The organism is Sagittula stellata E-37, assembly GCF_039724765.1.
GTDB classification, from domain to species: domain Bacteria; phylum Pseudomonadota; class Alphaproteobacteria; order Rhodobacterales; family Rhodobacteraceae; genus Sagittula; species Sagittula stellata.
Window position 1 is genome coordinate 1,807,501 of the sequence record NZ_CP155729.1, and the last position, 22,312, is coordinate 1,829,812.

At 62.0% G+C, this 22,312-nt stretch carries 11 protein-coding genes and 2 rRNA genes (1 of these 13 cut by a window edge); 4 read left to right on the plus strand and 9 right to left on the minus strand.

Going from position 1 to position 22,312, the window contains the following annotated elements; translation table 11 throughout:
- Both ABFK29_RS08650 and rrf read left to right on the plus strand, forming a co-directional pair.
- Positions 1–2,969: ribosomal RNA gene (locus tag ABFK29_RS08650) — 23S ribosomal RNA — on the plus strand; it begins 479 nt to the left of the window's first position.
- A 228-nt stretch (positions 2,970–3,197) separates the two neighbouring features.
- A 5S ribosomal RNA gene (gene rrf, locus ABFK29_RS08655) occupies positions 3,198–3,312 on the plus strand.
- 212 nt (positions 3,313–3,524) lie between these two features.
- Here rrf and ABFK29_RS08660 read toward each other — a convergent pair.
- Both ABFK29_RS08660 and ABFK29_RS08665 read right to left on the minus strand, forming a co-directional pair.
- Positions 3,525–4,282 (minus strand): IS5 family transposase gene (locus ABFK29_RS08660; RefSeq protein ID WP_085983406.1). Its coding sequence is split into 2 segments (ribosomal slippage): positions 3,525–3,961 and positions 3,961–4,282, totalling 759 coding nucleotides; the frame shifts between segments, so codons are not numbered across the junction.
- Between the two features lie 153 nt (positions 4,283–4,435).
- A complete protein-coding gene (locus ABFK29_RS08665; protein WP_083803422.1) occupies positions 4,436–6,556 on the minus strand; it encodes an ATP-binding protein in 2,121 nt (706 codons plus the stop codon).
- Positions 6,557–6,700: 144 nt separating this feature from the next.
- On the opposite strand from ABFK29_RS08665, the gene ABFK29_RS08670 reads away from it, so the two are divergent.
- Together ABFK29_RS08670 and ABFK29_RS08675 are read left to right on the plus strand one after the other, a co-directional pair.
- Complete coding sequence (locus ABFK29_RS08670) at positions 6,701–8,452, plus strand: sensor histidine kinase (RefSeq protein ID WP_005857078.1); 1,752 nt, start codon at positions 6,701–6,703, stop codon at positions 8,450–8,452.
- A complete protein-coding gene (locus tag ABFK29_RS08675; RefSeq protein WP_005857080.1) occupies positions 8,449–8,892 on the plus strand; it encodes a response regulator in 444 nt (147 codons plus the stop codon). The genes ABFK29_RS08670 and ABFK29_RS08675 overlap by 4 nt, the downstream gene beginning before the upstream one ends.
- 33 nt (positions 8,893–8,925) lie before the next feature.
- On the opposite strand, the gene ABFK29_RS08680 is transcribed toward ABFK29_RS08675, so the two are convergent.
- The 7 genes from ABFK29_RS08680 to nirB form a co-directional block, all read right to left on the minus strand.
- Positions 8,926–11,514 (minus strand): CheR family methyltransferase, encoded by a 2,589-nt coding sequence (locus ABFK29_RS08680; RefSeq protein WP_005857082.1) that lies wholly within the window; start codon positions 11,512–11,514, stop codon positions 8,926–8,928.
- Between the two features lie 62 nt (positions 11,515–11,576).
- Positions 11,577–11,990: a response regulator gene (locus ABFK29_RS08685; RefSeq protein ID WP_050772373.1), complete on the minus strand. Its 414-nt coding sequence runs from the start codon at positions 11,988–11,990 to the stop codon at positions 11,577–11,579.
- A 49-nt stretch (positions 11,991–12,039) separates the two neighbouring features.
- Positions 12,040–15,729, minus strand: coding sequence for a chemotaxis protein CheB (locus tag ABFK29_RS08690; RefSeq protein ID WP_005857085.1), 3,690 nt, complete (start codon positions 15,727–15,729; stop codon positions 12,040–12,042).
- 87 nt (positions 15,730–15,816) lie between these two features.
- Positions 15,817–16,791, minus strand: a complete 975-nt coding sequence (locus ABFK29_RS08695) for a glycosyl transferase family protein (RefSeq protein ID WP_040604279.1) — start codon at positions 16,789–16,791, stop codon at positions 15,817–15,819.
- Positions 16,788–19,445: a nitrate reductase gene (locus ABFK29_RS08700; protein WP_005857089.1), complete on the minus strand. Its 2,658-nt coding sequence runs from the start codon at positions 19,443–19,445 to the stop codon at positions 16,788–16,790. The genes ABFK29_RS08695 and ABFK29_RS08700 overlap by 4 nt, the downstream gene beginning before the upstream one ends.
- Positions 19,442–19,774: a nitrite reductase small subunit NirD gene (gene nirD / locus ABFK29_RS08705; RefSeq protein ID WP_040604336.1), complete on the minus strand. Its 333-nt coding sequence runs from the start codon at positions 19,772–19,774 to the stop codon at positions 19,442–19,444. The genes ABFK29_RS08700 and nirD overlap by 4 nt, the downstream gene beginning before the upstream one ends.
- 100 nt (positions 19,775–19,874) lie before the next feature.
- Complete coding sequence (gene nirB / locus ABFK29_RS08710; protein ID WP_040604280.1) at positions 19,875–22,310, minus strand: nitrite reductase large subunit NirB; 2,436 nt, start codon at positions 22,308–22,310, stop codon at positions 19,875–19,877.
- Positions 22,311–22,312: the final 2 nt, after the last annotated feature.

Here is a 22,312-nt window from a genome sequence, read left to right on the forward strand (position 1 = left end):
CCGTGAGGGAAAGGTGAAAAGCACCCCGACGAGGGGAGTGAAACAGTACCTGAAACCGAACGCCTACAATCAGTCGGAGCTTGACTGGACTCTAATGACAATCTGGGCCATGACCTCCTTGAAGATCAGGGAGATACGAACATGGCTGACGGAACCTTCGCAGTATTGATGCTGGTGCTCGGTCTGACCGACATGGGCATGAACCACTGCGGTACGGCCAACGGATGCCTCGGGACGTCGCCTGCGACGCCGCGGCTGATGATCTCGGCCGGCGAGGTTTTGGAACGACAGGCACAGCCTGCGTCGGAGGTCTACCTTCGCTACGATCTGCCCCACAAACGCGGGCCGTTCGGAGAGGCCATCGGTCTCTCGGTTGGCGAAGAAGGCGAAACCTGGATCGGGTTTGGCCAGACCTACACGGTGAACTTCGGAAACTCTCCGCTGTTTGCCGAACTGCACGCGATGCCTGGTCTCTACTTCGATAACGGCGGATACGACCTCGGCGGACCGATAGAGTTCCGTTCCGGGATCGAGCTGGGATACGAAAACCGGAAGGGCTGGCGCTTCGGCCTCAGCTACGATCACCGCTCGAATGCGGGGATCTACGACAACAACCCCGGGATCGAGACAGTTGCGTTCCACGTGAGCATTCCAACCAGATAGCGGTTGTCATCAGTGTCCAGTCTTGTGACGGCGTACCTTTTGTATAATGGGTCATCGACTTGGTCTATCTAGCAAGCTTAAGCCGTTAGGTGTAGGCGCAGCGAAAGCGAGTCTTAATAGGGCGTCGAGTTAGATGGATCAGACCCGAAACCGAGTGATCTAGGCATGACCAGGATGAAGGTACGGTAACACGTACTGGAGGTCCGAACCCACACCTGTTGAAAAAGGTCGGGATGAGTTGTGCCTAGGGGTGAAAGGCCAATCAAACTCGGAGATAGCTGGTTCTCCGCGAAATCTATTTAGGTAGAGCGTCATCCGAATACCCCGGGGGGTAGAGCACTGGATGGGTAATGGGGCCCCACAGGCTTACTGATCCTAACCAAACTCCGAATACCCGGGAGTACTAGATGGCAGACACACTGCGGATGCTAACGTCCGTAGTGAAGAGGGAAACAACCCTGACCTCCAGCTAAGGCCCCCAATTCGTGGCTAAGTGGGAAAGCAGGTGGGACGACCAAAACAACCAGGAGGTTGGCTTAGAAGCAGCCATCCTTTAAAGATAGCGTAACAGCTCACTGGTCTAATCAAGTTGTCCTGCGGCGAAGATGTAACGGGGCTCAAGCCACGAGCCGAAGCTGAGGATGCGAGAGCATGGTAGCGGAGCGTAGTGTGATATAGCACTTTGTCTCTTCTATCGCGTCGTTATGAACGGTGCGGGCAACCGCGCTCAAGTAGCGAAGCGGTAGCGCAGACATAAGTGCTTTCTGTGAAGCCGGCGCGTGAGCGATCCGGTGGAGAGATCACTAGCGAGAATGATGACATGAGTAGCGACAAAGAGTGTGAGAGACACTCTCGCCGAAAGTCCAAGGGTTCCTGCTTAAAGCTAATCTGAGCAGGGTAAGCCGGCCCCTAAGGCGAGGCCGAAAGGCGTAGTCGATGGGAACCAGGTTAATATTCCTGGGCCAGAAGGATGTGACGGATTGTGGCGGCGTGCGTCCCTTATCGGATTGGGGCGTATCCAAGACAGTTCCTGGAAATAGCCCTTCATGAGACCGTACCCTAAACCGACACAGGTGGACTGGTAGAGAATACCAAGGCGCTTGAGAGAACGATGTTGAAGGAACTCGGCAAAATACCTCCGTAAGTTCGCGAGAAGGAGGCCCGGTACATGAGTGCCGGGGGCACAAACCAGGGGGTGGCGACTGTTTATTAAAAACACAGGGCTCTGCGAAGTCGCAAGACGACGTATAGGGTCTGACGCCTGCCCGGTGCCTGAAGGTTAAAAGGAGGGGTGCAAGCTCTGAATTGAAGCCCAGGTAAACGGCGGCCGTAACTATAACGGTCCTAAGGTAGCGAAATTCCTTGTCGGGTAAGTTCCGACCTGCACGAATGGCGTAACGACTTCCCCGCTGTCTCCAACATCGACTCAGCGAAATTGAATTGCCTGTCAAGATGCAGGCTTCCCGCGGTTAGACGGAAAGACCCCGTGCACCTTCACTACAGCTTCGCACTGGCATCAGGCACAACATGTGCAGGATAGGTGGTAGACTTTGAAACCAGGACGCCAGTCCTGGTGGAGTCATCCTTGAGATACCACCCTTGTTCTGCTTGATGTCTAACCGCGACCCGTTATCCGGGTCCGGGACCCTGCGTGGTGGGTAGTTTGACTGGGGCGGTCGCCTCCTAAAGCGTAACGGAGGCGCGCGAAGGTTGGCTCAGAGCGGTCGGAAATCGCTCGTTGAGTGCAATGGCAGAAGCCAGCCTGACTGCAAGACTGACAAGTCGAGCAGAGTCGAAAGACGGCCATAGTGATCCGGTGGTCCCAAGTGGGAGGGCCATCGCTCAACGGATAAAAGGTACGCCGGGGATAACAGGCTGATACTGCCCAAGAGTCCATATCGACGGCAGTGTTTGGCACCTCGATGTCGGCTCATCTCATCCTGGGGCTGGAGCAGGTCCCAAGGGTATGGCTGTTCGCCATTTAAAGAGGTACGTGAGCTGGGTTTAGAACGTCGTGAGACAGTTCGGTCCCTATCTGCCGTGGGTGTAGGATACTTGAGAGGAGTTGCCCCTAGTACGAGAGGACCGGGGTGAACGATCCACTGGTGGACCAGTTGTCGTGCCAACGGCAGTGCTGGGTAGCTATGATCGGAAAGGATAACCGCTGAAGGCATCTAAGCGGGAAGCCCCCCTCAAAACAAGGTATCCCTGAGGACCGTGGAAGACCACCACGTCGATAGGCCGGAGATGTAAGTGCAGCAATGCATTCAGTTGACCGGTACTAATGGTCCGATAGGCTTGATTTGATCCAGTAACAGCAAGGTTCGAAATCACACGGCGCAAACAGCGTCGCGGTGAAACTTCAAACCGGTTACGGAACACAAGCATACACTTCCAAAGTGTACTGACTTGGAAAACGATGTTGATTGTACCGTTGCACCCGAATTGGGGAGCGTGGAAACAGGGGATCGGCATAGCCAATACTCCAAAAGCCACCATGCCCAAAAGTGCAACGGGTTTTGGTTTTTACTCGGTTTGGTGGTCATAGCGTGAGCAAAACACCCGGATCCATTCCGAACCCGGCCGTTAAGTGCCACCGCGCCAATGGTACTGCGTCTCAAGACGTGGGAGAGTAGGTCACCGCCAAACCTAGCAAAAACCAAAACATCTATATAAACGATACAGAGAAATGAGAAAGCCGCCGAAAGGCGGCTTTTTTCGTTTCTAACTGATGTGATATCCCCGATGACTTACCTACTTCGAATTGGAACGCGCCGGTCGGTATACTGTCCAGAGCGAGGAGTGGACGCTACTGAACTCGTCGAAATTCAATAACGCCTAGGGTCAGGACTCGTTCTCTCTCAAAGCCAGAAGATCACGGTCGCAGCGAGTGCGATCGCTGAGAAGAAGGTCTTTGGGCATCGGTCATAACGGGTCGCCACCCGTCTCCAATCCTTGAGCCTGCCGAACATGATCTCGATCCGGTTGCGACGCTTGTACCTGCGCTTGTCGTACGGGACGGGCGTCTTCCGTTTCGTCCGGCCCGGGATGCAAGGGCGTATCTTCTTGTCTTGCAAGGCTTCTCTGAACCAGTCGGCATCGTAGCCGCGATCTCCGAGCAGCCATTTCACGTCTGGCAGCCCGCCGACCAGCGCACGCGCCCCGATGTAGTCGCTGACGGGGCCGGCAGTCAGGAACAGGTCGATGGGCCGGCCATGGCTGTCGCAGACGGCGTGCAACTTCGTGTTCATGCCTCCCTTCGTCCGGCCAATCAGCCGTCCACGCCCCCCTTTTTCACGCCCAGGCTGGACGCCGTGCGATGGGCCTTCAGATGAGTTGCGTCGATCATCACGGTCGTCTCCTCACCATGCTCGCCCGCCAGCCCGGCCATGATCCGGGCGAAGACGCCTCTATCGCTCCACCGCTTCCAGCGGTTGTAGAGTGTCTTGTGCGGGCCGTATTCCCTTGGCGCATCTCGCCACCGCAATCCATTGCGATTGATAAAGATAATACCGCTCAGAACGCGCCGGTCATCAACCCGGGGCTTGCCGTGCGACTTGGGGAAGTAAGGCTCCAGACGCGCCATCTGCGCATCGCTCAACCAGTAGAGATCAGACATGTTCACCGCTCGTTTTCGAACGGTGAATCACGCTCGCTCAACCAAATCAATGGGTCCTGAACCTAGCGCCAGGTCATTATGCTGGGTCGTCGGCCCTATTGCAGGTGTCGAAAACCTAGCGTACGGCAGGTCATTATCATTCCATTATGTATCTCAACCAGAGACGTCGTGGAAATGCACCAGTCCGAACAGATGTGTGACACGCTCGCCCCCTTCAGCCAAGGGGAGCAGCAGGCGGTGGACGTTGACTGGATGCTGGTCCGAAAGGCTCAGGACGCGCGCACTTGAATAGAGTGCAGTACCGCGCTGACAGCGACGATAGAGCTGTGCTATCGGGCCGATCAGGCGCTCATGCGCATCCGTCAGGCGGGCGCCGGTGGCGCCGTACCCAAGTCTTGCCTCCAGCGCGGAACCTGCCCAGACAAAACGGAACTGGTGCTGGCCGTCTTCCTCCGGACTGGGGTCGCAGGAAATGAGGCAGGCGTTACCGGGCATCTGTATCTGCAAGTCGTGAACCAGTGAGCCGTCCGGAAGGTGGCGTTCATGCTGGGCCTTCTTGTGCCATATGTCGAAAACGCGCTGGAATTCGGGGGAGGGCAGACGCTCGCGCACCAGTGCGGACTGCCTTAGCGAATGCCCGGTCAGCGACGCTCCGGGGAGCCGGTCTAGGTGGTCCAGCATCGTAGTCGACAGTGCGTACTCGGAGATCGGTTTGTTCAGGTGCACCGGCACATCCGGTGTCGACGGGAACGAGGAAATACGGATGCATTTGGAGCCGGGTATGTACTCGCAAAGGGCGTCGAGCACGGACGGCGCCACATCTGCCACGTGATCCAGATCGACGATGAGCAGGTCGTAGATCAGTTCGTCGACCACCAGTTCGCGCGCTTCGAGAATGTCGGTGGCCAACGCTGTGTCGTAGCCCAGTCCGGTCATCAGGTCCTGCAGCCCGGGACCCAGATTTTCGGGATTGGCAAGGATGAGAACGCGGGCGTCGCCATGCAGCGTCCGGTCCGCAATGCCACCTTCGGAACCGATCACCTCGCCCCGCAGCTCGGCGCGGGCCAGGTAGATGCGGATCTCCGTGCCCGTGTCAGGCGCGCTGTCGATGTCCAGTTTGCCACCGCAACGTCGGGCAAGGTCATAGGCCGACCGGATGCCGATGCCGGTGCCTTTACCCTTCGGTTTCGTGGTGAAGAACGGCTCACCCATGCGGCTCAGGACCTCGGGCACCATGCCCTTACCGGTGTCCCGTATCGACACGCAGACGTAATCGCGGGGGAATACACCCGTGGGGCAGTCTGCGCGGGGGACATTGCGCACCGCGACCGTCACAGTGCCGGGACGTCCGCTGTCCACGATGGCGTCGTGCGCGTTCGACACGATGTTGAAGACCACCGCGGCAAAGCGACCGGGTTCGCAGAAGATCTGCCAGCGTTCGTCCGGTAGCTCAAGCTGAAGGCCGGATCTGCCGATCAACTGCTGGATCAGGCCTTTGTCCCGGTCCAGCATTGCCGCCGGGTCCGCCAGTTCCGCATGCAGGTCGTCGGTTCGGGAAAAGTCGAGCAATTGCCGCAGCAGCGACTGGCCTCGGTCGATGGACGCGTCCACTTCGGCGAACAGGTCCGTTTCGACGCTGCCCTTCAATTTGCGGGTCACGATCCGCTGCGCTGACTTCATCACCGAAAGGACATTGTTCATGTCGTGCACCACCGAGGCGACGAAAGCCCCCATGGTCTGCAGCTTGTCGCTCTGGCTGTTGCGGTTTTCCAGGATGCGGATACGTTCGCGCTTGGTTTCCAGCCGACGCACAAGCTGGGCGTTGCTGGCATGTGCGTGCTTCAGCTCTTCTTCCAGCTCCGCGATGCGGGCCACTTTACGGGTGACGTCGACCAGCACGGCAAGGATGTGCGTGGTGCCGCCGTCGGCATGGAGAGCGCCCATCTGAACACTCCAGATGCGCCGACCGGACATGAAGTCCGGGTTCATCCGCGCCTCGAACGTGGCCTTGCCATCGTGGCGGACCTTGTCGAGGGCCTCGGCTACGCAGCGTACATCCGGTTCGGCCCACCAGGAAAGAAAGGACTCTCCGGCAGGATCGGCGTCTGCACCCATGCCAAGTTGGTCCAGCGCATCGGGTTCGACCCAACGGATCGCGCCATCGGTGTCGAGGTGGATTGCGAGCGAAACTGGGAACTCCTTGGGTCCAGTGTTCCGGGCGCGTTCGATTTCTAGCGTCAGACCGCCCATTTCACCCCCGGGAGCGATAGTCATACACACTAACGTTAAATATGTACTAACAAATTCGCAAGCTTCCTGAGTACATCTTGTGGTCTCGGCCAGAATTCGCACACCGATTGGATAACCTGCCAACTCGGCTTCCGAAGCTGTTAGCAACGCGCGGCGTCGGTGGTAGGGTTGGACAAGCCGACAACCGGAGAGTGCCAATTGTTGCCCTGGCGTCAAAGCTATCTGCTATCCGGCATTGCCCTCATCGCTTTGCTGGGTGTCAGCCTGTGGTCGGGGCGGGAAGCTTCGTTGATCGAGACAAGGGCGCGCGACGTCGTGAGCGCCACGTTGCGTCTTGAACGGGCGATCGGCTATGTGGGCTTTATCCACAACTTCAAGAACTACGTACTCCGTTCGGACGAGACACGTTACTTCACCGCTGCGCAGGACGATATGCTGCGGGCCCTGGCGGCGCTCGACGAGCTGGAGACCCTGATCGAGGAGAACGAACTCGACGCCAACCTCAGCGATCTGCACGCGACACTCGATACCTATACCGAGATGCTGGAACGCGCGCGTTCCTTGGCGGGGCAGGGCTTGTCTGCACGAGAACTGGACGACCGCATTCGTGTGCCCGACGACAAGGCGGCTAAAGACATACTTGCGTTTACAGAGCAGGTCGACCGCGAGTTCGAGGAGCAGAGGACCGCCTTTCTGCGCCTTCGCCTCCAATTGCTTGTCTCAGCCGCCATGTTTGTGATTGCGAGCTTTGCAATTGCGCAGTTGTACAGATCACGCGAGCGCGCCGAGCAACAGAGGCTCAGCACCATGTTGGATACGATCGGGCTGCACCTTGGCATCGTCGGCCCGGACGGTCGGTTCACCTTCTTCAATTCCGCATTCGGTGACCTGTTCAGCCAATTCGGTCTGACGATTTCGAAAGGCGACACGCTGGACGACGTCACCCGACGCATCATGCCCTTCATAACGCGAGAGGAATTGGTGACACCGACCGAAGCGATTGAGGCCGGAGAGCCGGACATTCGCGATGTGACTTTCATGGGCGGCCTTGTCGTCCGGCGCGCCCTTTACAATCTGGGCGACGGACGCCACGTGATCCTGCGCCGTGACGTGACCGAGCAGCACAGGCGCGAGGCGGAATTCAACGCGGAGCGAGACCGACTTATCGTGGACCTGAAACGGTCGAACGTCGAATTGGACAACTTCGCCGACATCGCCTCACACGATCTTCGCGAACCGTTGCGGGGAATCGCCATAAACGCAGGCTTTCTCTTGCGAAACGAACTGCCCGAAGCGGCGCGCGCCCGGGTACTGCGTATCGTCGAGATGTGCGAACGCGAGCAGATGTTGATGGATTCGCTTCTGGAATTCGCACGGCTTGGCCGCACGTCCGAAGAGCAGGACGTCGTCACCGATCCCGTTGCCGTGGTGAAGCAGATCGAGCATGACCTCATGGCGGCAGATACGGAAAGGCGGGCGCACATCGTGCTGGAGACGGACCTGCCGCCGGTCGCCATGGATTATGGCCGCGTGCGGAGCCTCTTCATGAACCTTTTGGCAAATGGCCTGAAGTACAACGAGGCAGAACAGCCTGAGGTCCGGTTGCGCTTTCTCGGTCCTGCAGCGGACGGTCGTTATGGCAGGTTTCGCGTCGCTGACAATGGTATCGGCGTTGCGGAAAGCGACAGGGACGCCGTCTGGGTGGCCTTTCGGCGGATCCAGACTGGGCAGGATCATGGCCCCGGAACAGGAGTAGGGTTGACCTTCGTCAAGCGTATTGTCGAAGGCTACGGCGGAGAGATAGACTTTGACAGCACGGTAGGGCACGGCACCGTGTTCACGTTCACTCTGCCTCTTTGGGAGAGTTTGTCTGACGCGGACACGGTTGAACCTGCCGAGACGAATGCGAGGAGATCATGAAACGTACACCGAATGTTATCGTGATCGAGGACAATGACGACGACTACGAGGCGTTGACCTTCGCCTTCGAGCAAGACGGCGCTGCGGGGCTGGATATCGAACGCTGCACCACGGCACAGGAGGCGGAGAACTCACTGGTCCGACTGCGCAACAGGACCGATATCGCACGGGAGGACAGGGTTCTCATCATTCTCGACCTGCGGCTTCCCGGGTTGTCGGGTTTCGAGTTGTTGAAGACCATGCGGCAGGATCCGCATTTGCGGCGAATACCGGTCATCGTCCTGTCGAGTTCGTCGAACCAGAGCGATGTCATCGAGAGCTATGTAACCGGCGCCAACGCCTACATCCGCAAGCCCCGTAACTTCGACGGTTACCTGAAGATGGTCGCCAGTTTCCGAATGTTTTGGACAGGCTGCGCAGAGCTTCCGGTCCTGGGCTGATCTACGTGGCGTCCCTGGTGCCTGCGCCGAGTGTCAGGACGGAAGCGGGCTTGTCAGCAGTACGACGCCGTCACCCATGGTTGTCAGGTCCGAAAGAGGGCGGGCGTGGACCTTGTAACGCAGCCCGTCTCGCCCTTCGACATCGAACACGGCGGGCTTTTCATGAAGTGCCGATTGCAGCAACGCTTTGTTGAACGCCTGCCGGTCCGCCTGCGGCAAATGGTGGGTCAGCTCGTCGATTTGCCGCCCTAGGTGCTTCGCTCCCAGCGAAAGGAGTTGCCCGAAGGTTTCATTGAACTGCGTCAGACGCAACTGGCGGGTCACGAAAGCCACGCCGAGATCGAGCTGAGTCAGGACGTCGGCGACCTCTCCGAAGAGGAAATCCGCAAAGTCGTCCGGAGCGCCGGATCCGGACCGCACGGAGTGCAGCTCGCGGGTCAGGTTGCCGATCTCCTGTTGGGAATCCGCGAGTTCGTCCTCTGCCTGCCTCAGACGGGCCTCCATCACCTGCCGTTCGGCGTAGATATCCTGCAGGTCCTGGAACGTCGCTGCAAGCTTGTCGTGCAAAGAGGCGATCTCGGCCTTCAGGAGTGCTTGATCCGTGGCGTCGGGACCGTTGGTCTGCGTGGCGTCGTCTGTGCCGGTGCCTTGGTCTGCCGCTGCCGTATCGGCGCGCTCGTTGAGCGTCACGATGTATGTTGTCTGGTCGTCGGAAGAGCTGGTGATTTGGCACAGGCCCTCGACCTGCCGGGGCGGTACATCCTCGCCGATCTCCATGGGCGGCATCTTGGCCTTGCCCGCCGCTGCCGCCTTGCGCATCAGGAGCGCCACGTTGACCGACAACGCCTCGGGCATAAGGTCGAGCAGGTTCGAGGAAAACGTGCGGGCGCGCGGCATTTTGACGAAGCGGTCATAGTTGCCGAAGGTTCGCTGTATCTCGCCATCCTCGTTCAGGACAAAGACCGCCGCGCCGAGGTGGCGCAGGATGTCCGGCATCTCCGCGATCACCTCCGATGCCACACTGTCCTGACGCAGATGGGACAGGCGGCGCCCCTGCTCGGCCTCGTTCCGTTCGGCACGAGGGGGCAACGCCCTTTCGGCTTCGTCTATCCGTTCCTCACGCGTGTTTTCGAGAAAGCGGTTCGTCCCGCGCATGGGGCGAAACGCCGAACCATGCGCGGTGCTGATCTCGGGTGCGCCAAGAAACAGGGCGCCGCCCGGACGAAGCGCGCCCGAGAAGCGGTCCAGCAGAAGTTTCTGCGTCTCTTGGTTGTAGTAGATCAGCGCGTTTCGGCAGACGATCAGGTCGCATTGTGTGAACGGCTGGTCCTTGATCATGTCATGGCGCGAAAACACCACCTGCCGCTGCAGCAGCGGGTCGAACTCGAAGGTGTTGCCCTTGATGGTCAGCAGTTCGGGGCGCACGTACCGCGACGGGATCTCCGCCAGTGCCGCGTGGGGGTAGATGCCCCGCTTCGCCTCGTCCAGAGACGAGACCTTGAGGTCGGTCGCATAGATGCGGAAATCGCGTTCCAGCCCGTGGCGCATCCGGTAGTCGTGGCAGACAAGGGCGAGGCTATAGGCCTCTTCGCCCGTCGAACAGGCCGCGCACCAGATTTTCACCTGCCGTCCGCTGCCTGCATCGTCGCGGAACAGTCTTGGCAGCAGGACGTCCACCAGTGCTTCCCAAGTGTCGGGGTCTCGGAAGAAACTCGTGACACCAACGAGGAACTCGTTCTGAAGAATGCCGACCTCTTCCCAGCTGCGCGAGATGTAGGAAATATATTCCGGCAATGTCTCGCACTTGCACAGTGCCATGCGACGCAGGATGCGCCGCTGCAGGGCAGGGCGTTTGAACCGCGTGAAGTCAATCTGGGACGTGCCCGTAACAACCTGCAGGAGCCTCTCGAACGACTCGCGGTAGGGATGCAGCAGGACGCTTGCCTCGTCGACAAAGGTGCGGCGGAGGGCCATCACTTGCGCCAGCGCGTCCAGCATCTTTTCTGGCCGGCCGATCCGGTCGACCAATCCGCTTAACATCAACGACCGGGGCGTGAATTCCTTCGATCCCGTGTCTTCCTCCAGCATCACAAAACCGTCCCGGCGCTTGATCTCGCGCAGGCCCAGGCCGCCGTCGTTTCCCAAACCGGACAGCAAGATACCGACGGCGAATTCGCCGAATGTGGCGGCGACGCTGCTCAGAAGTGTGTCGAGCGCACTGTTCGGACCCGGTGTCATCGTGTCGTTCTGGATCTCGAACCGGAAATCCGGTGGACCGTCGACACTGGAGGTATCCGTCACCACGCGTACCGTTGCGCCGGGGGGGCATACGAAGACGCGTCCGGGCACCACCTCTGTGCCCGTCGCAACCTGCTGGACAGTCAGCTTGCAGTTGGCATCCAGCTTTTCCGTGAGAGCTACGGCATCGATGCCGTCATCGGTCGTCGCGATGATGAAGCTGGGTGTGAAACTGGCGGGTGCGGAGTCGAGAAGGCGGATCAGGGCATCCGTGTGTTGGCCAGAGGCACCAACGGCAATCAGGAAGAATGGGCCGCCCTTCCTCGGACCGGCGGGGCTGACGACCGGACAGTCTTTGTCCGGGTCTGTGCGGCCTGCCGTCATGTTCCTGTCATCTTCCAGGCGCCTATCCAGTTTGCGTGCCGCATATTGTCCGTGTGACGCCCTCAGGGAGACGGACGGGCTGCGAAGTGGCGTGCCCATCGCATCGCGTTGTCTATTGCGGACCGAAGGGCGCCCGCGTCCATGCCCCGTTTTGGCATATAGCGCAGTGCTCCGCCCCTGAGCGCCGCAGCGGCAACTTTTTCGTTGCCCTGTCCCGACAATACGATGATTGGCAGCCTCGGCCAGTGCTTGTGGATCTCGTCCACGAGGTCAAGGCCGTCCTCGCCATCCAGCCGGTGATCGACCATCACGCAATCGACCGTGCCCTTGCGGATCTCTTCGAGCGCGCTCTCGGATCGCTCGGCCTCAAGCACAGTCTCGATGCCGATGCTCTGCGCCAGATCGGCGATCTGTTCGCGATCCTCGGGGAAGTCATCCACGACCAAGAGGCGCACGGATGCGAATGAATTTGGCATTGTTCAAACCTCCTCCGTCATCATGTCCCGCTCTTTGCCGGCCACCCGGTCAGGGTGCATGATCCGCGTTCAGTGAAATCGTGACTACCATGTCGGCCGGGTCCGGATAACTGACCGATAGAACCCCGCCGTGTAACGCGGCGACACGCTTGCAGAACTCCAGCCCGTAGTCTGAGGCAGAGCTGTCGCTGGCAGAACCGGTGGCCAGTCCTGGCGCGCCGACACTTTCCGGCGTGACATCGGGGGCAGGACAAAGCATCTGGATCACCACGGCACCTTCGTTGGCGGTATCCTCAATTTGTGACAGCCTGATCGTCGACGGCTTGGCGGTCTTGCGGACTTCCAACGCGATGCGAAGCAGCGTCTCGAACATCTCGGTGAGCAGGGCGCGGCTGCCTTTGATGGCGGGTAGGTCCCCGATCTCGAATTTCAGCTCCGTGCCCATGATCTCTGTCCTTAGCGCGCCCGCTGCGGCATGTGCCAGTGCAGTAAGATCCTGACTTTCGATGGTCAGGTCCCCGGGCTCCACGTCCCAGAAGTCGAGCGTCGACTGCATGCGGCGTTGCATGAGGCCGGACAGGCGGTTCAGGCGCTGGAACGCCACGTCCTGCTTCGTTTCGTCCAGTGTGTCCGTGACCTGCCGCAGCGCGCCCAGAAGGGCGTTCCATTCCAGCGTCGCCACACGGACGAAGCGACGGGCGGCCTCGTCCTGCCGCTTGACGCTTTCCTCCCGCGCGCGGAGCTGCGAGATGTCCGCGATCACACCCACCACCCTTGCCGGGCGCGCACGATCCGACCACTCCATGCCACGGCCCCTGACCTGAACGTCGGCATAGGACCCGTCCCTTCGGCGGCAGCGCAAGTCGATGTTCAGCGGCGTTTCGCGGTTGCGCGACATGAGGTGCGTTTCCAGCGCGGCGCGGGCTGCGGCAAGATCGTCCGGGTGCACCAGGTCGAGCCAGGCGTCCAGTCGGTCGGGCACTTCCGTCTCGCCATAGCCCAGCATCGCACGGAACCGCGGACTGAGGTAGCTGGGGCCGGGCGCGCTCTGCCAGTCGAAGACACCTTCTACCTCGCTTTCCAGCATGGTCTCGATGCGCTCGCGCTGGTCGGTGACCTCAAGTTCAAGAAGCTTCAGGCTGGTGACGTCCTGCATCGAACAGACGACACCGCGCGGCGTTTCGTCGGGGCCATAGAACGGACGCGTCCGCACGCGGACCCATCCTCCGTCTTTGCGGCGCAGTTCGCGTCCGCTTTCCTCCTTGGTTTCGAGGGCGATACGTGCGTCGTCGGCCAGCAATGTCATGGAGTCCGGTGTCAGCGTGGTCGTGACATTGTCCAGCGGCCGGTCGACGTCCCGCGGGCCGAGATCCATGAACGGTGCTAGGCCGGCACTGTACCGGCGGACCCGCAGGCTGTTCGACAACACCACGATCCCCACATCCGCAGTGGCAAGAAGGTTCTCGATGTCCGCCGTCGCTGCCTCCAGATCGGAAATCCGTTCGGCATGTTCGGCGTTGACCGTGTGCAGTTCCTCGTTGATGGACTGCGTTTCCTCGTTGTTCGCCTGCAGTTCCTCGTTGGCGGCGGTCAGTTCTTCGTTGGTGGTCTGCAGTTCTTCGTTCGAGGCACCAAGATCCTCCGCCGTCGCGCTCAGCATGTCCTGAAGGGAGCGCACTTCGCTTTCGAGATGGGCGACATAGGCGTCGCGCGGCATCCCGCTGCTGTCGACACCGGCCAAGGGGTGTTTCGGCAGTTCTTCGGTCCGGATGTTGAACTGGACGGCATAGGCGACCGTGTGGGCCTGCCAAGTGATCTTGCGTGCCACGAGATTCACGGTCTGCGACTGCTGGTCGGACAACGTCATGCGCAGGTCACGCCGCTCCGAGACGCCCTCTGCCTCCGCGCGTCGGATCGCCAGCATGACCGGGCTGCGCAGCCGTTCGTCGATCAGGTCAAGCAGGTGGGCAGAGAAGCCGCCCGTCGGGAAATGCAAAACCGGAGAGACGTCGCCGAAGGTCTTTATCATCCGGGCGTTCTCGTCCACGACGCAGATTACCGCGCCGTTGCTCTCCAGCATGCCGGTCAGCAACCGCTGCAAGTCGTCCTCCGGCGTCTGGTCGCGGTAACTCAGCCGCCTCACGCGCGGCATCGGCACCGAGGTCGTCAGCGCGTAGTTCGCCTGTTCCTTGCCGCGCCGGTTCTCGGCCACGCGTCGGTTGCGGAAGATGCGCAGCTTGCCGATCAGCGGCTGGAACATCGCCCCATGCTGACCCGGAGACTCGGCCGCGCCCAGCATGAGGATGGCGTCCTTGCGGAGCGAGAAGGAGAAATGCGTTATGACTTTCGCCTGTACATCCGGGCTCAGGTAAATCAGCAGGTTGCGGCAGATGATGAGGTCCGTCTGCGTGTAGGGGGGATCTTCCGCCACGTTGTGAACAGCGAACACCACGCGGTTTCGGATCGCTGGCACGATACGGAATACGCCTGACCGGAACTCGACGTATCCCTTCTGCAAGAGGTCGTCGGGTATTTCCTCGCTGGTCTCTTCTGGATAGACACCTTGTTTTGCCACGGCGATGGCCGCTTCGTTGACGTCTGTGGCGTAGACGCGGAAGTCGCGCGAGATGCCGTTGGCCGCACGGTAGTCTTCCAGCATCATCGCTGCGGAATAGGCTTCTTCCCCGGTCGAACAGCCGACGGACCAGATCCGCAGCGGCTGATCGGTGTTGCCGCTGGCGAACATATCTTCGAGGATCTTTTCCTGGAACGCTTGCCACACCGGGAGGTCGCGGAAGAAGTTGGTGACCCCGACCAGGAATTCCCGGGAAAGCACATTCACCTCCGCGGTGTCGTCCCTGAGTTCGGCCAGATAGGCTTCGGGGCTGTCGTGGCCCTTCAACGCCAGCCGCCGGGCGATGCGGCGCTTCAGGGTCGGTTCCTTGTAGCGGGTAAAGTCGATCTCCGATTGCTCGCTCACCAGCGCGACGATCTTCTTGTAGGTCGCTGTGTCCTTCGAGAACATCTCGCCGACGTCGATGATCCCCTTGTCGCGCATCTCGATGTAGCGCGTTATTTCCTCGATCATGTCGTCGGGCGACAGAACCATGTCTACCATCCCGGTGGCGATGGCGGTGCGGGGCATGCCGTCGAAGCCGGCGGTCTTCGGCTCCTGCACGAGCACGAAGCCGTCGTTGCTCTTGACTGCCCTGATGCCGCGGCTGCCGTCAGAACCTGTGCCCGACAGCACGATGGAGATACCGCGTCCGCCCACCGCCTCGGCCAGCGAGATGAAGAAGATGTCGATGGGCAGATTGAGTGCCGGACGGGGAGACGGCTCCACGAGCGAAAAGCGCAGCCCCTTGTTGCCCTGCATCTCCTCGACGCCGTCTTCCAGCCGGGGGCTGCTGTCGCCCCGCGTGCCCTGGATGACGATGTTCGACCTTGGTGGGATCAGGTAGATGCAGCCGCGTTCGACGGGCATGTTGTCAGTGACCTCGCACAATGGCAGGGTCGTCGAACGACCGAGGATCTCGGCCATCAGCGATTTGTAGTCCGGCGAGATGTGCTGGACGATGACGAAGCTGTGCGGAAAGTTCTCGGGGACTTGCGAAATTACTTGCTTGATGGCGTCGAGGCCACCGGCAGACGCACCTATTCCGATCAGGTAGAATGAATCGTCCACCTGTCCGAGATTGCGTGCCGGATTCTGGCCATCCTCGGTCTTTGCGTCGGTCATCACGGCTCCACGATCCCACGGCAAGCCCGGTCAGCATATCTGCGCCCGAGCGCTTTGCATACCGCCCAAGGTAAGGTCGTGTCGTTCTTAATTGCGTATGCCGTGTGCAGCATGGGCAAGCGATGCGCGTGGCGCATGACGGTTGGCCCAGAGCGTGTCAACGGTGTCGTCTTTCCCAAGTGTTCGGAGCGCCAAAGCTGCGGTTCCCAGAACCATCTGCCGCGCGAAGTCCGGCCCCTCGTCCCGCTCCCAGAGGTCCAGAAGCGCGCTTGAGGGCAGGTGCAGGTCTGCGAGACGGCGGCTGTCATGGACGAGGGCAGGCAGGTTTTCCTCCCAGCGGCTGCCGTAGCGCAGCCCGAAGCCTTCGATGATTTTACCGGGGTGGCGTTCGAACTCACCGCCGCCGCCCTTGATGACGGTCATTTGCCGCCAGCCCATCAGTGCGGCGGCATCCTGCTGCAACAGGCGATATGGCGGATGGAAGACGCCCTGGACGCTGGCACCGGCCCGGCCAGGGTTGAGCATCCGGCAGACCGTGTTCACGCAGGACCGCAACCCGAACACCTTGCGCAGGTCGAGCAAGGCGAAGAGCGCGGGGTGGAGGTCTTCCAGCGGCAGGTAAACGATGCCGTCCCTGTCCAGCGCAGCCGCGGCGTCCCCCGGTTTGCGCACCACGGAGATCCCGAGAGTATCCAGTCCATCGCGCACGGCGCTGTCCGAACCGTTCCAGCCATGCAGCATCACCCGGCGGCCAGAGGACGCGATCAGCCTGGCCGAGAGCAGGAACCATGGCAATCCGCGTGTCCGGCCCGCAGCGTAGGACGGCCAGTCGAGATCGGTGCAGGGCAGGGGCGGCAGCGCTTCCTGCGCGGCGCGGGCAAAGCCTGCGATTTCCTCCGCCGTCTCGCCCTTCATCCGCATCAGCATCAGGCAGGCGCCCACGGCCTGCGGTTCCGCGCCACGCAACATGAGCGACATAGCGTCGAACGCCTCTGCCTCGGTCAGCGACCGGGACCGTCCGGGGCCGCGCCCCAATGTCCTGACATGCTCGGACAAGCTCACTCGGCGGCTTCCTTCGACCGTGCAGCCGCGAGCAGTGCGGCCAGTTCCGGACGACAGGAGCCACAGTTGGTGCCTGCCTGCAAGGCCGCGCCGATGGCATCGACGGTCATCAGGCCCTGTTCCTCGATCCCGCGCAGGATCGTGTTCACACCGACATCGAAACAGGAGCACAGGATCGGGCCGGGGTCGGGCCGGTCCGCCGGGGCGCGACCGCTGAGAAGGCTCAGGTCCGGAACCTCGGGCATGGTGGCCAGGTAGTCGCGCATCACGGCGACCGGCTCTGGCGAGACGAAGATCGCCGCCACCAGCCGACCAGCTTCGCGAAAAGCCAGGCGCGCGGTGCCCCGGCCCGGATCGGCCATCACGGCCACCTCGGCGTCGGGCAGGCCGAACAGACGGCGTGCCTCTGCCTCCCAGTCATCTGGCGCGGTGTAGCCCGCCAGTTCCGCACGGTGACCGGCCCGCGTGACGGAGCGCGCCCAGTAGGCCGACGTTGGGTTGAAGGGCCCTGCCGAGACGGCAAAGGCGTACCACGCGGCACCCATCCTGGTGAGTTTTACCACCGACGCCTTGCTTTCCGGCTGGCCCGAAACCGGATCCACCACCGGCGCCACCACGGCGTCGATGCGTGCGGCAGGGGCGGTCTCTCCGGTCCAATGCATCGGTGCGAAGACCTGGCCGGGTTGAACTGCGTCGGTGATCCGGGCCCGCAGTATGGCCTGGCCGTGCGGGCTTTCGGCTTCGACAAGATCCGCCGCTCCGATCCCAAGGACACGGGCGTCCTCCGGGTGGATTTCCAGAAACGGTTCGGCCAGATGCGCGGCAAGGCGTGGCGACAGCGCCGTGCGCGTCATCGTGTGCCACTGGTCCCGCACCCGCCCTGTGTTCAACCGGAAGGGATACCGGGGTTCTGTCCGTGTGGCGGGCGCGCGCCACGTGACAGGAACCAGCCGCGCCCGGCCATCGGGGTGGAAGAACTGGCCGTCCGCAAAGAAGCGCCCACCCTCGCGGGTGGCGGTGACCGGCCAGCGCACCGGGCGCATCCGGTCGTATCCTTCGGCATCCAGTTGCGAGAGCCCGGAGATGTCGAAGTCCTTGCCGAACCTGCCCGCGATCCCGGACAGCGTGGCATACTCGCGGAAAATCTCCAGCGCGCTATCGTAGTCGAAGGCCGCCTCCCAGCCCATCCGCTGCCCGACTTCCGCAACAATGGCCCAGTCAGGGCGTGCCTCACCCGGGGCGGGCAGAACCGCCCGCTGACGAGAGATCGTGCGGTCGGAGTTGGTGACTGTGCCGTCCTTCTCTGCCCATGCGGTGGCGGGCAGGATCACGTCCGCCAGTCGCGCGGTATCCGTCCTGTCGGTGATGTCGCTGACTACGGTGAAGGGGCAGTCGCGAATGGCGTCGCGCACGCGGTCGGCGTCTGGCATGGAGACGGCGGGGTTGGTGTGGATGATCCACAGTGCCTTGATCCGGCCGTCGCCCACGGCGCTGAACATGTCGACGGCCTTGAGCCCGGCTTTGTCCGGGGCATGTGGCGCCTCCCAGAAATTGCGCACGGCAGAGCGGTGGTCGCAGTTTTCCAGGTCCAGGTGGCAGGCCAGCATGTTGGCAAGCCCCCCAACCTCGCGGCCGCCCATAGCGTTGGGCTGACCGGTCACCGACAGCGGCCCGCAGCCGGGCTTGCCGATCCGGCCCGTGGCGAGATGGCAGTTCAGGATGGCGTTGACCTTGTCGGTGCCCGACGACGACTGGTTCACGCCCTGGCTGAAGATGGTGACGACCTTCTCGGTCCCCATCCACATGCGGCAGAACCGGTCGATGTCGCGCGGGTCCAGCCCGGTCACCGACACGTCGTCCGACGTGGCAGAGGCAAGGGTTGCGTTGAAACCCGAGGTGTTGGGAAGGTAGGCGGCGTCCAGCATCCCGTTTTCGTAAAGCGCGGCGAAGAGGTGGTTGAACAGCGCCACGTCGCTGCCCGGCTCAAGCATCAGGTGCAGGTCGGCGCCGTCGCAACTGGCCGTGCGGCGCGGATCGATGACGATCAGCCGGGTGCCCTTTGCCTTTCGCGCCGCGATCAGGCGCTGGTAAAGCACGGGATGGCACCATGCGAGGTTTGAGCCAACCAGAACGACAAGGTCGGCCTCCTCGATATCCTCGTAGGTTTGCGGCACGGTGTCGGTGCCGAATGCGCGTTTGTGCCCGGCCACGGTCGACGCCATGCACAACCTTGAATTCGTGTCGATGTTCGCCGAGCCGATGAAGCCTTTCATCAGCTTGTTGGCGACGTAATAGTCCTCGGACAGCAGCTGGCCGGAGACGTAGAAGGCCACGCTGTCCGGACCGTGCGCCTCGACGGTTTCGCGAAATCTGTCGGCGACGAGTTGCAGTGTCTCATCCCAATCAGTGTCGACGCCACCCACGCGTGGCTTCATCAGCCGATGGCCGAGGCCTACGGTTTCGCCAAGGGCCGATCCCTTGGAGCACAACCGACCCATGTTGGCCGGGTGGTCCGGATCGCCCTTGACGGTGACGCCGCCCGCGCCGTCCGGAGACAGCAGGACGCCGCACCCGACACCGCAGTAGGGGCAGGTGGAACGCACCGGTCCGGCGACAGCGCCTTCGGCCTGCGGGACTGGCGCGGCATGCGTCATGCGGCTGTCCTCCGGGAGAGGGCGGTGGTGTCCAGCAGGATGCGGCCCTCCTCGACACGCAACCGGTAGGTCGCCACCTGTTCGGAATCGCCTCCCTGTGCCCGCCCGGTGTTCAGGTCGAAGACCCGGTTGTGCAGCGGGCAGGTCACCTTCTGGCCGTGCACGATGCCCTCGGACAGCGGGCCGCCCTTGTGCGGGCAGGCATCCGCGGTGGCGAAGACCGTTGCCTCGTCGGTGCGGAACACCGCGACGCAACCCTTGGCGGTCCTGACCAGCCGCGCGCCACGCACCGGCACGTCCGCGAGCGCTCCTATATCGATCCAGCTCATGTTCAGACCCCTTTCGATCACCGTGCCCTCGGGCACATCACGCCCGGCCAGGCCGGGTCATTCCAAACTGGCGCCCCGGCCCGGGACCGGAGCGCGCACGTCATTCCGCCGCTTTCAGCGAAAGGTCCGCCAGAGGCTGGAACATGCGGGCCGCTTCAGGGTCGGCGCGTTCCGCCCAAGGATCGGTCTGGTAGACCGATTGCGAGACATCGAAGCGTTCGACAAGTGCCTTGCGTTCGGCCTCGTCAGAGAGGACGTCCTTGACCCATTCGAGCCCGACCTTCGCCACCCACTTGTAGGGCCGGTCGAGGTACTTGGCGTTTTCCCGATAGAGCTGGACGAAGGCCACGGTCCACTCGATCGCCGCTTCTTCGGAGGTCACATCGACCAGGCGTTCGGTCTCTTTCACGTCCATGCCCGCAGCGCCCGCGACGCCGACCTGGTATCCGCTGTCCACGCAAATGATGCCCACGTCCTTGCAGGTCGCCTCGGCGCAGTTGCGGGGACAGCCGGACACCCCCAGCTTGACCTTGTGCGGTGTCCACGACCCCCAGAGCCGTTTCTCCAGCTGGATGCCCAGCCCTGTGGAATCCTGCGTGCCGAACCGGCACCAGTCCGAGCCGACACAGGTCTTCACGGTGCGAAGGCCCTTGGTGTAGGCGTGTCCCGAAACCATGCCCGCGCCGTTCAGGTCGGCCCAGATCGCGGGCAGGTCTTCTTTCTTGACGCCCAGCAGGTCGATCCGCTGGCCACCCGTCACCTTGACCGTCGCGTCATACTTCTTGGCGGCCTCGGCGATGGCGATCAGTTCCTCCGGCGTGGTCATCCCGCCCCACATCCGTGGCATGACGGAATAGGTGCCGTCCTTCTGGATGTTGGCGTGGTTGCGTTCGTTGACGAAGCGCGACTGCGGATCGTCGTGGTAGTCCAGCGGCCAGTCCGCCAGCAGGTAGAAGTTCACCGCCGGACGGCAGACGTGACAGCCGTTGACCGTTTTCCAGCCGAGTTCCTGCCAGACCGCCTCCTGCGACTTGAGTTCCTGGCTCTTTATCAGTCGGCGCACGTCTTCGTGGCTGAGCTCGCAACAGGTGCAGATCGGTTGCGCGGCGGGTTTCTCGAAGGCGTCGCCCAGCGAAACCTCCAGCAGTTGCTCCACCAGGCCGGTGCATGTCCCGCAGGAGGCCGAGGCCTTCGTCACGGCGCGCAGGGCGCCCAGATCGGTTGCGCCGCCTTCGATGGCGTCGACGATGGTGCCTTTGCAAACGCCGTTGCAGCCGCAGATTTCCGCATCAAGCGGCAAGGCTGCAACGGCTGAGAGAGGGTCCGCGGAGCCGCCTCCCTGGTAGGCGGGTCCGAAGATCAGCGTGTCGCGCATGTCGGACACGTCGGTGCCGTCCTTGATCAGCCCGAAGAACCAGTTCGCATCGCCGGTGTCGCCGTACATCACCGCGCCGATCAGCCTGTCGTCCTCGATCACCAGCCGCTTGTAGATACCCCGGGCCGGGTCGCGATAAACGATGTCCTCGCGGCCGTCGCCCTCGGCGAAGTCGCCGGCGCTGAACAGGTCGCAGCCGGTCACTTTCAGCTTGGTGGACAGCTCTTTCATGACGAAGGCGGCGTCCGTGCCGGTCAGCGTGGCCGCCAGCACCTTCGCCTGATCGTAAAGCGGCGCGACCAAACCGAAGAGGTTGCCTTCGAATTCCACGCATTCGCCCAAGGCATAGACGTCCGGGTCCGAGGTGCGCATCTGCGCATCGACCTTGATCGCCCGCCCGCAGTCCAGGCCTGAGTCCCTGGCCAGCGTCACCGCCGGGCGGATGCCCACCGCCATGACGACGATGTCGGCGTCCAGAACGGTTCCGTCGGCGAGGTTGACGCGCTCGACCTTGCCGTCGCCCACGATCTCCTCCGTGGAGGCTTCGAGGATCACGTTGATGCCGCGCTTCTCCAGGTCTTTCTTCAGCAGGTAGCCCGCGGCGGCGTCGAGCTGCCGCTCCATCAGGTGAGAGGCGATGTGGAGGACGGTCACATCCATCCCGCGCAGGCGCAGGCCAGCCGCCGCTTCCAGACCCAGCAGTCCGCCGCCGATCACCACGGCCTTTGCGCCCGGCGTGGCCGAGACGTCGATCATCGCGTTGGTGTCTTCGAGGTCGCGATAGGCGACCACGCCCGGCAGATCGTGCCCGGGCAGGGGAATGATGAACGGCGCCGATCCGGTTCCGAAGATCAGCGTGTCATAGGGCACTTCGCCCTTCTCGCCGACGACGACCTTGCGGTCGCGGTCGACCTTCAGGACCTTCTCGCCGAACCGGCAGCGCACGTTGTTCGTGGCGTACCAGTCGTCGTCGTGGGTGACGATCTCTTCAAAGCTCTTCTCGCCCGACAGCACGGGCGACAGCATGATGCGGTTGTAGTTGCCACGCGGTTCTGCGTTGAACAGAGTGATCTCGAAGGCGCCGGGGGCTGTCTCCAGCAGGTGTTCCAGCGCCCGGCCCGAGGCCATGCCGGCCCCGATGACGACCAGTTTCCGTGTCATCT

What these genes read in the sequence shown, in the direction of transcription:
- ABFK29_RS08680 (WP_005857082.1), bottom strand. Translation starts at nt 11,514, where the DNA reads ATGACGGCAGGCCGCACAGACCCGGACAAAGACTGTCCGGTCGTCAGC.
- ABFK29_RS08665 (WP_083803422.1), bottom strand. Translation starts at nt 6,556, where the DNA reads ATGACTATCGCTCCCGGGGGTGAAATGGGCGGTCTGACGCTAGAAATC.
- nirB (WP_040604280.1), bottom strand. Translation starts at nt 22,310, where the DNA reads ATGACACGGAAACTGGTCGTCATCGGGGCCGGCATGGCCTCGGGCCGG.
- ABFK29_RS08685 (WP_050772373.1), bottom strand. Translation starts at nt 11,990, where the DNA reads ATGCCAAATTCATTCGCATCCGTGCGCCTCTTGGTCGTGGATGACTTC.
- ABFK29_RS08675 (WP_005857080.1), top strand. Translation starts at nt 8,449, where the DNA reads ATGAAACGTACACCGAATGTTATCGTGATCGAGGACAATGACGACGAC.
- ABFK29_RS08700 (WP_005857089.1), bottom strand. Translation starts at nt 19,445, where the DNA reads ATGACGCATGCCGCGCCAGTCCCGCAGGCCGAAGGCGCTGTCGCCGGA.
- ABFK29_RS08690 (WP_005857085.1), bottom strand. Translation starts at nt 15,729, where the DNA reads ATGACCGACGCAAAGACCGAGGATGGCCAGAATCCGGCACGCAATCTC.
- nirD (WP_040604336.1), bottom strand. Translation starts at nt 19,774, where the DNA reads ATGAGCTGGATCGATATAGGAGCGCTCGCGGACGTGCCGGTGCGTGGC.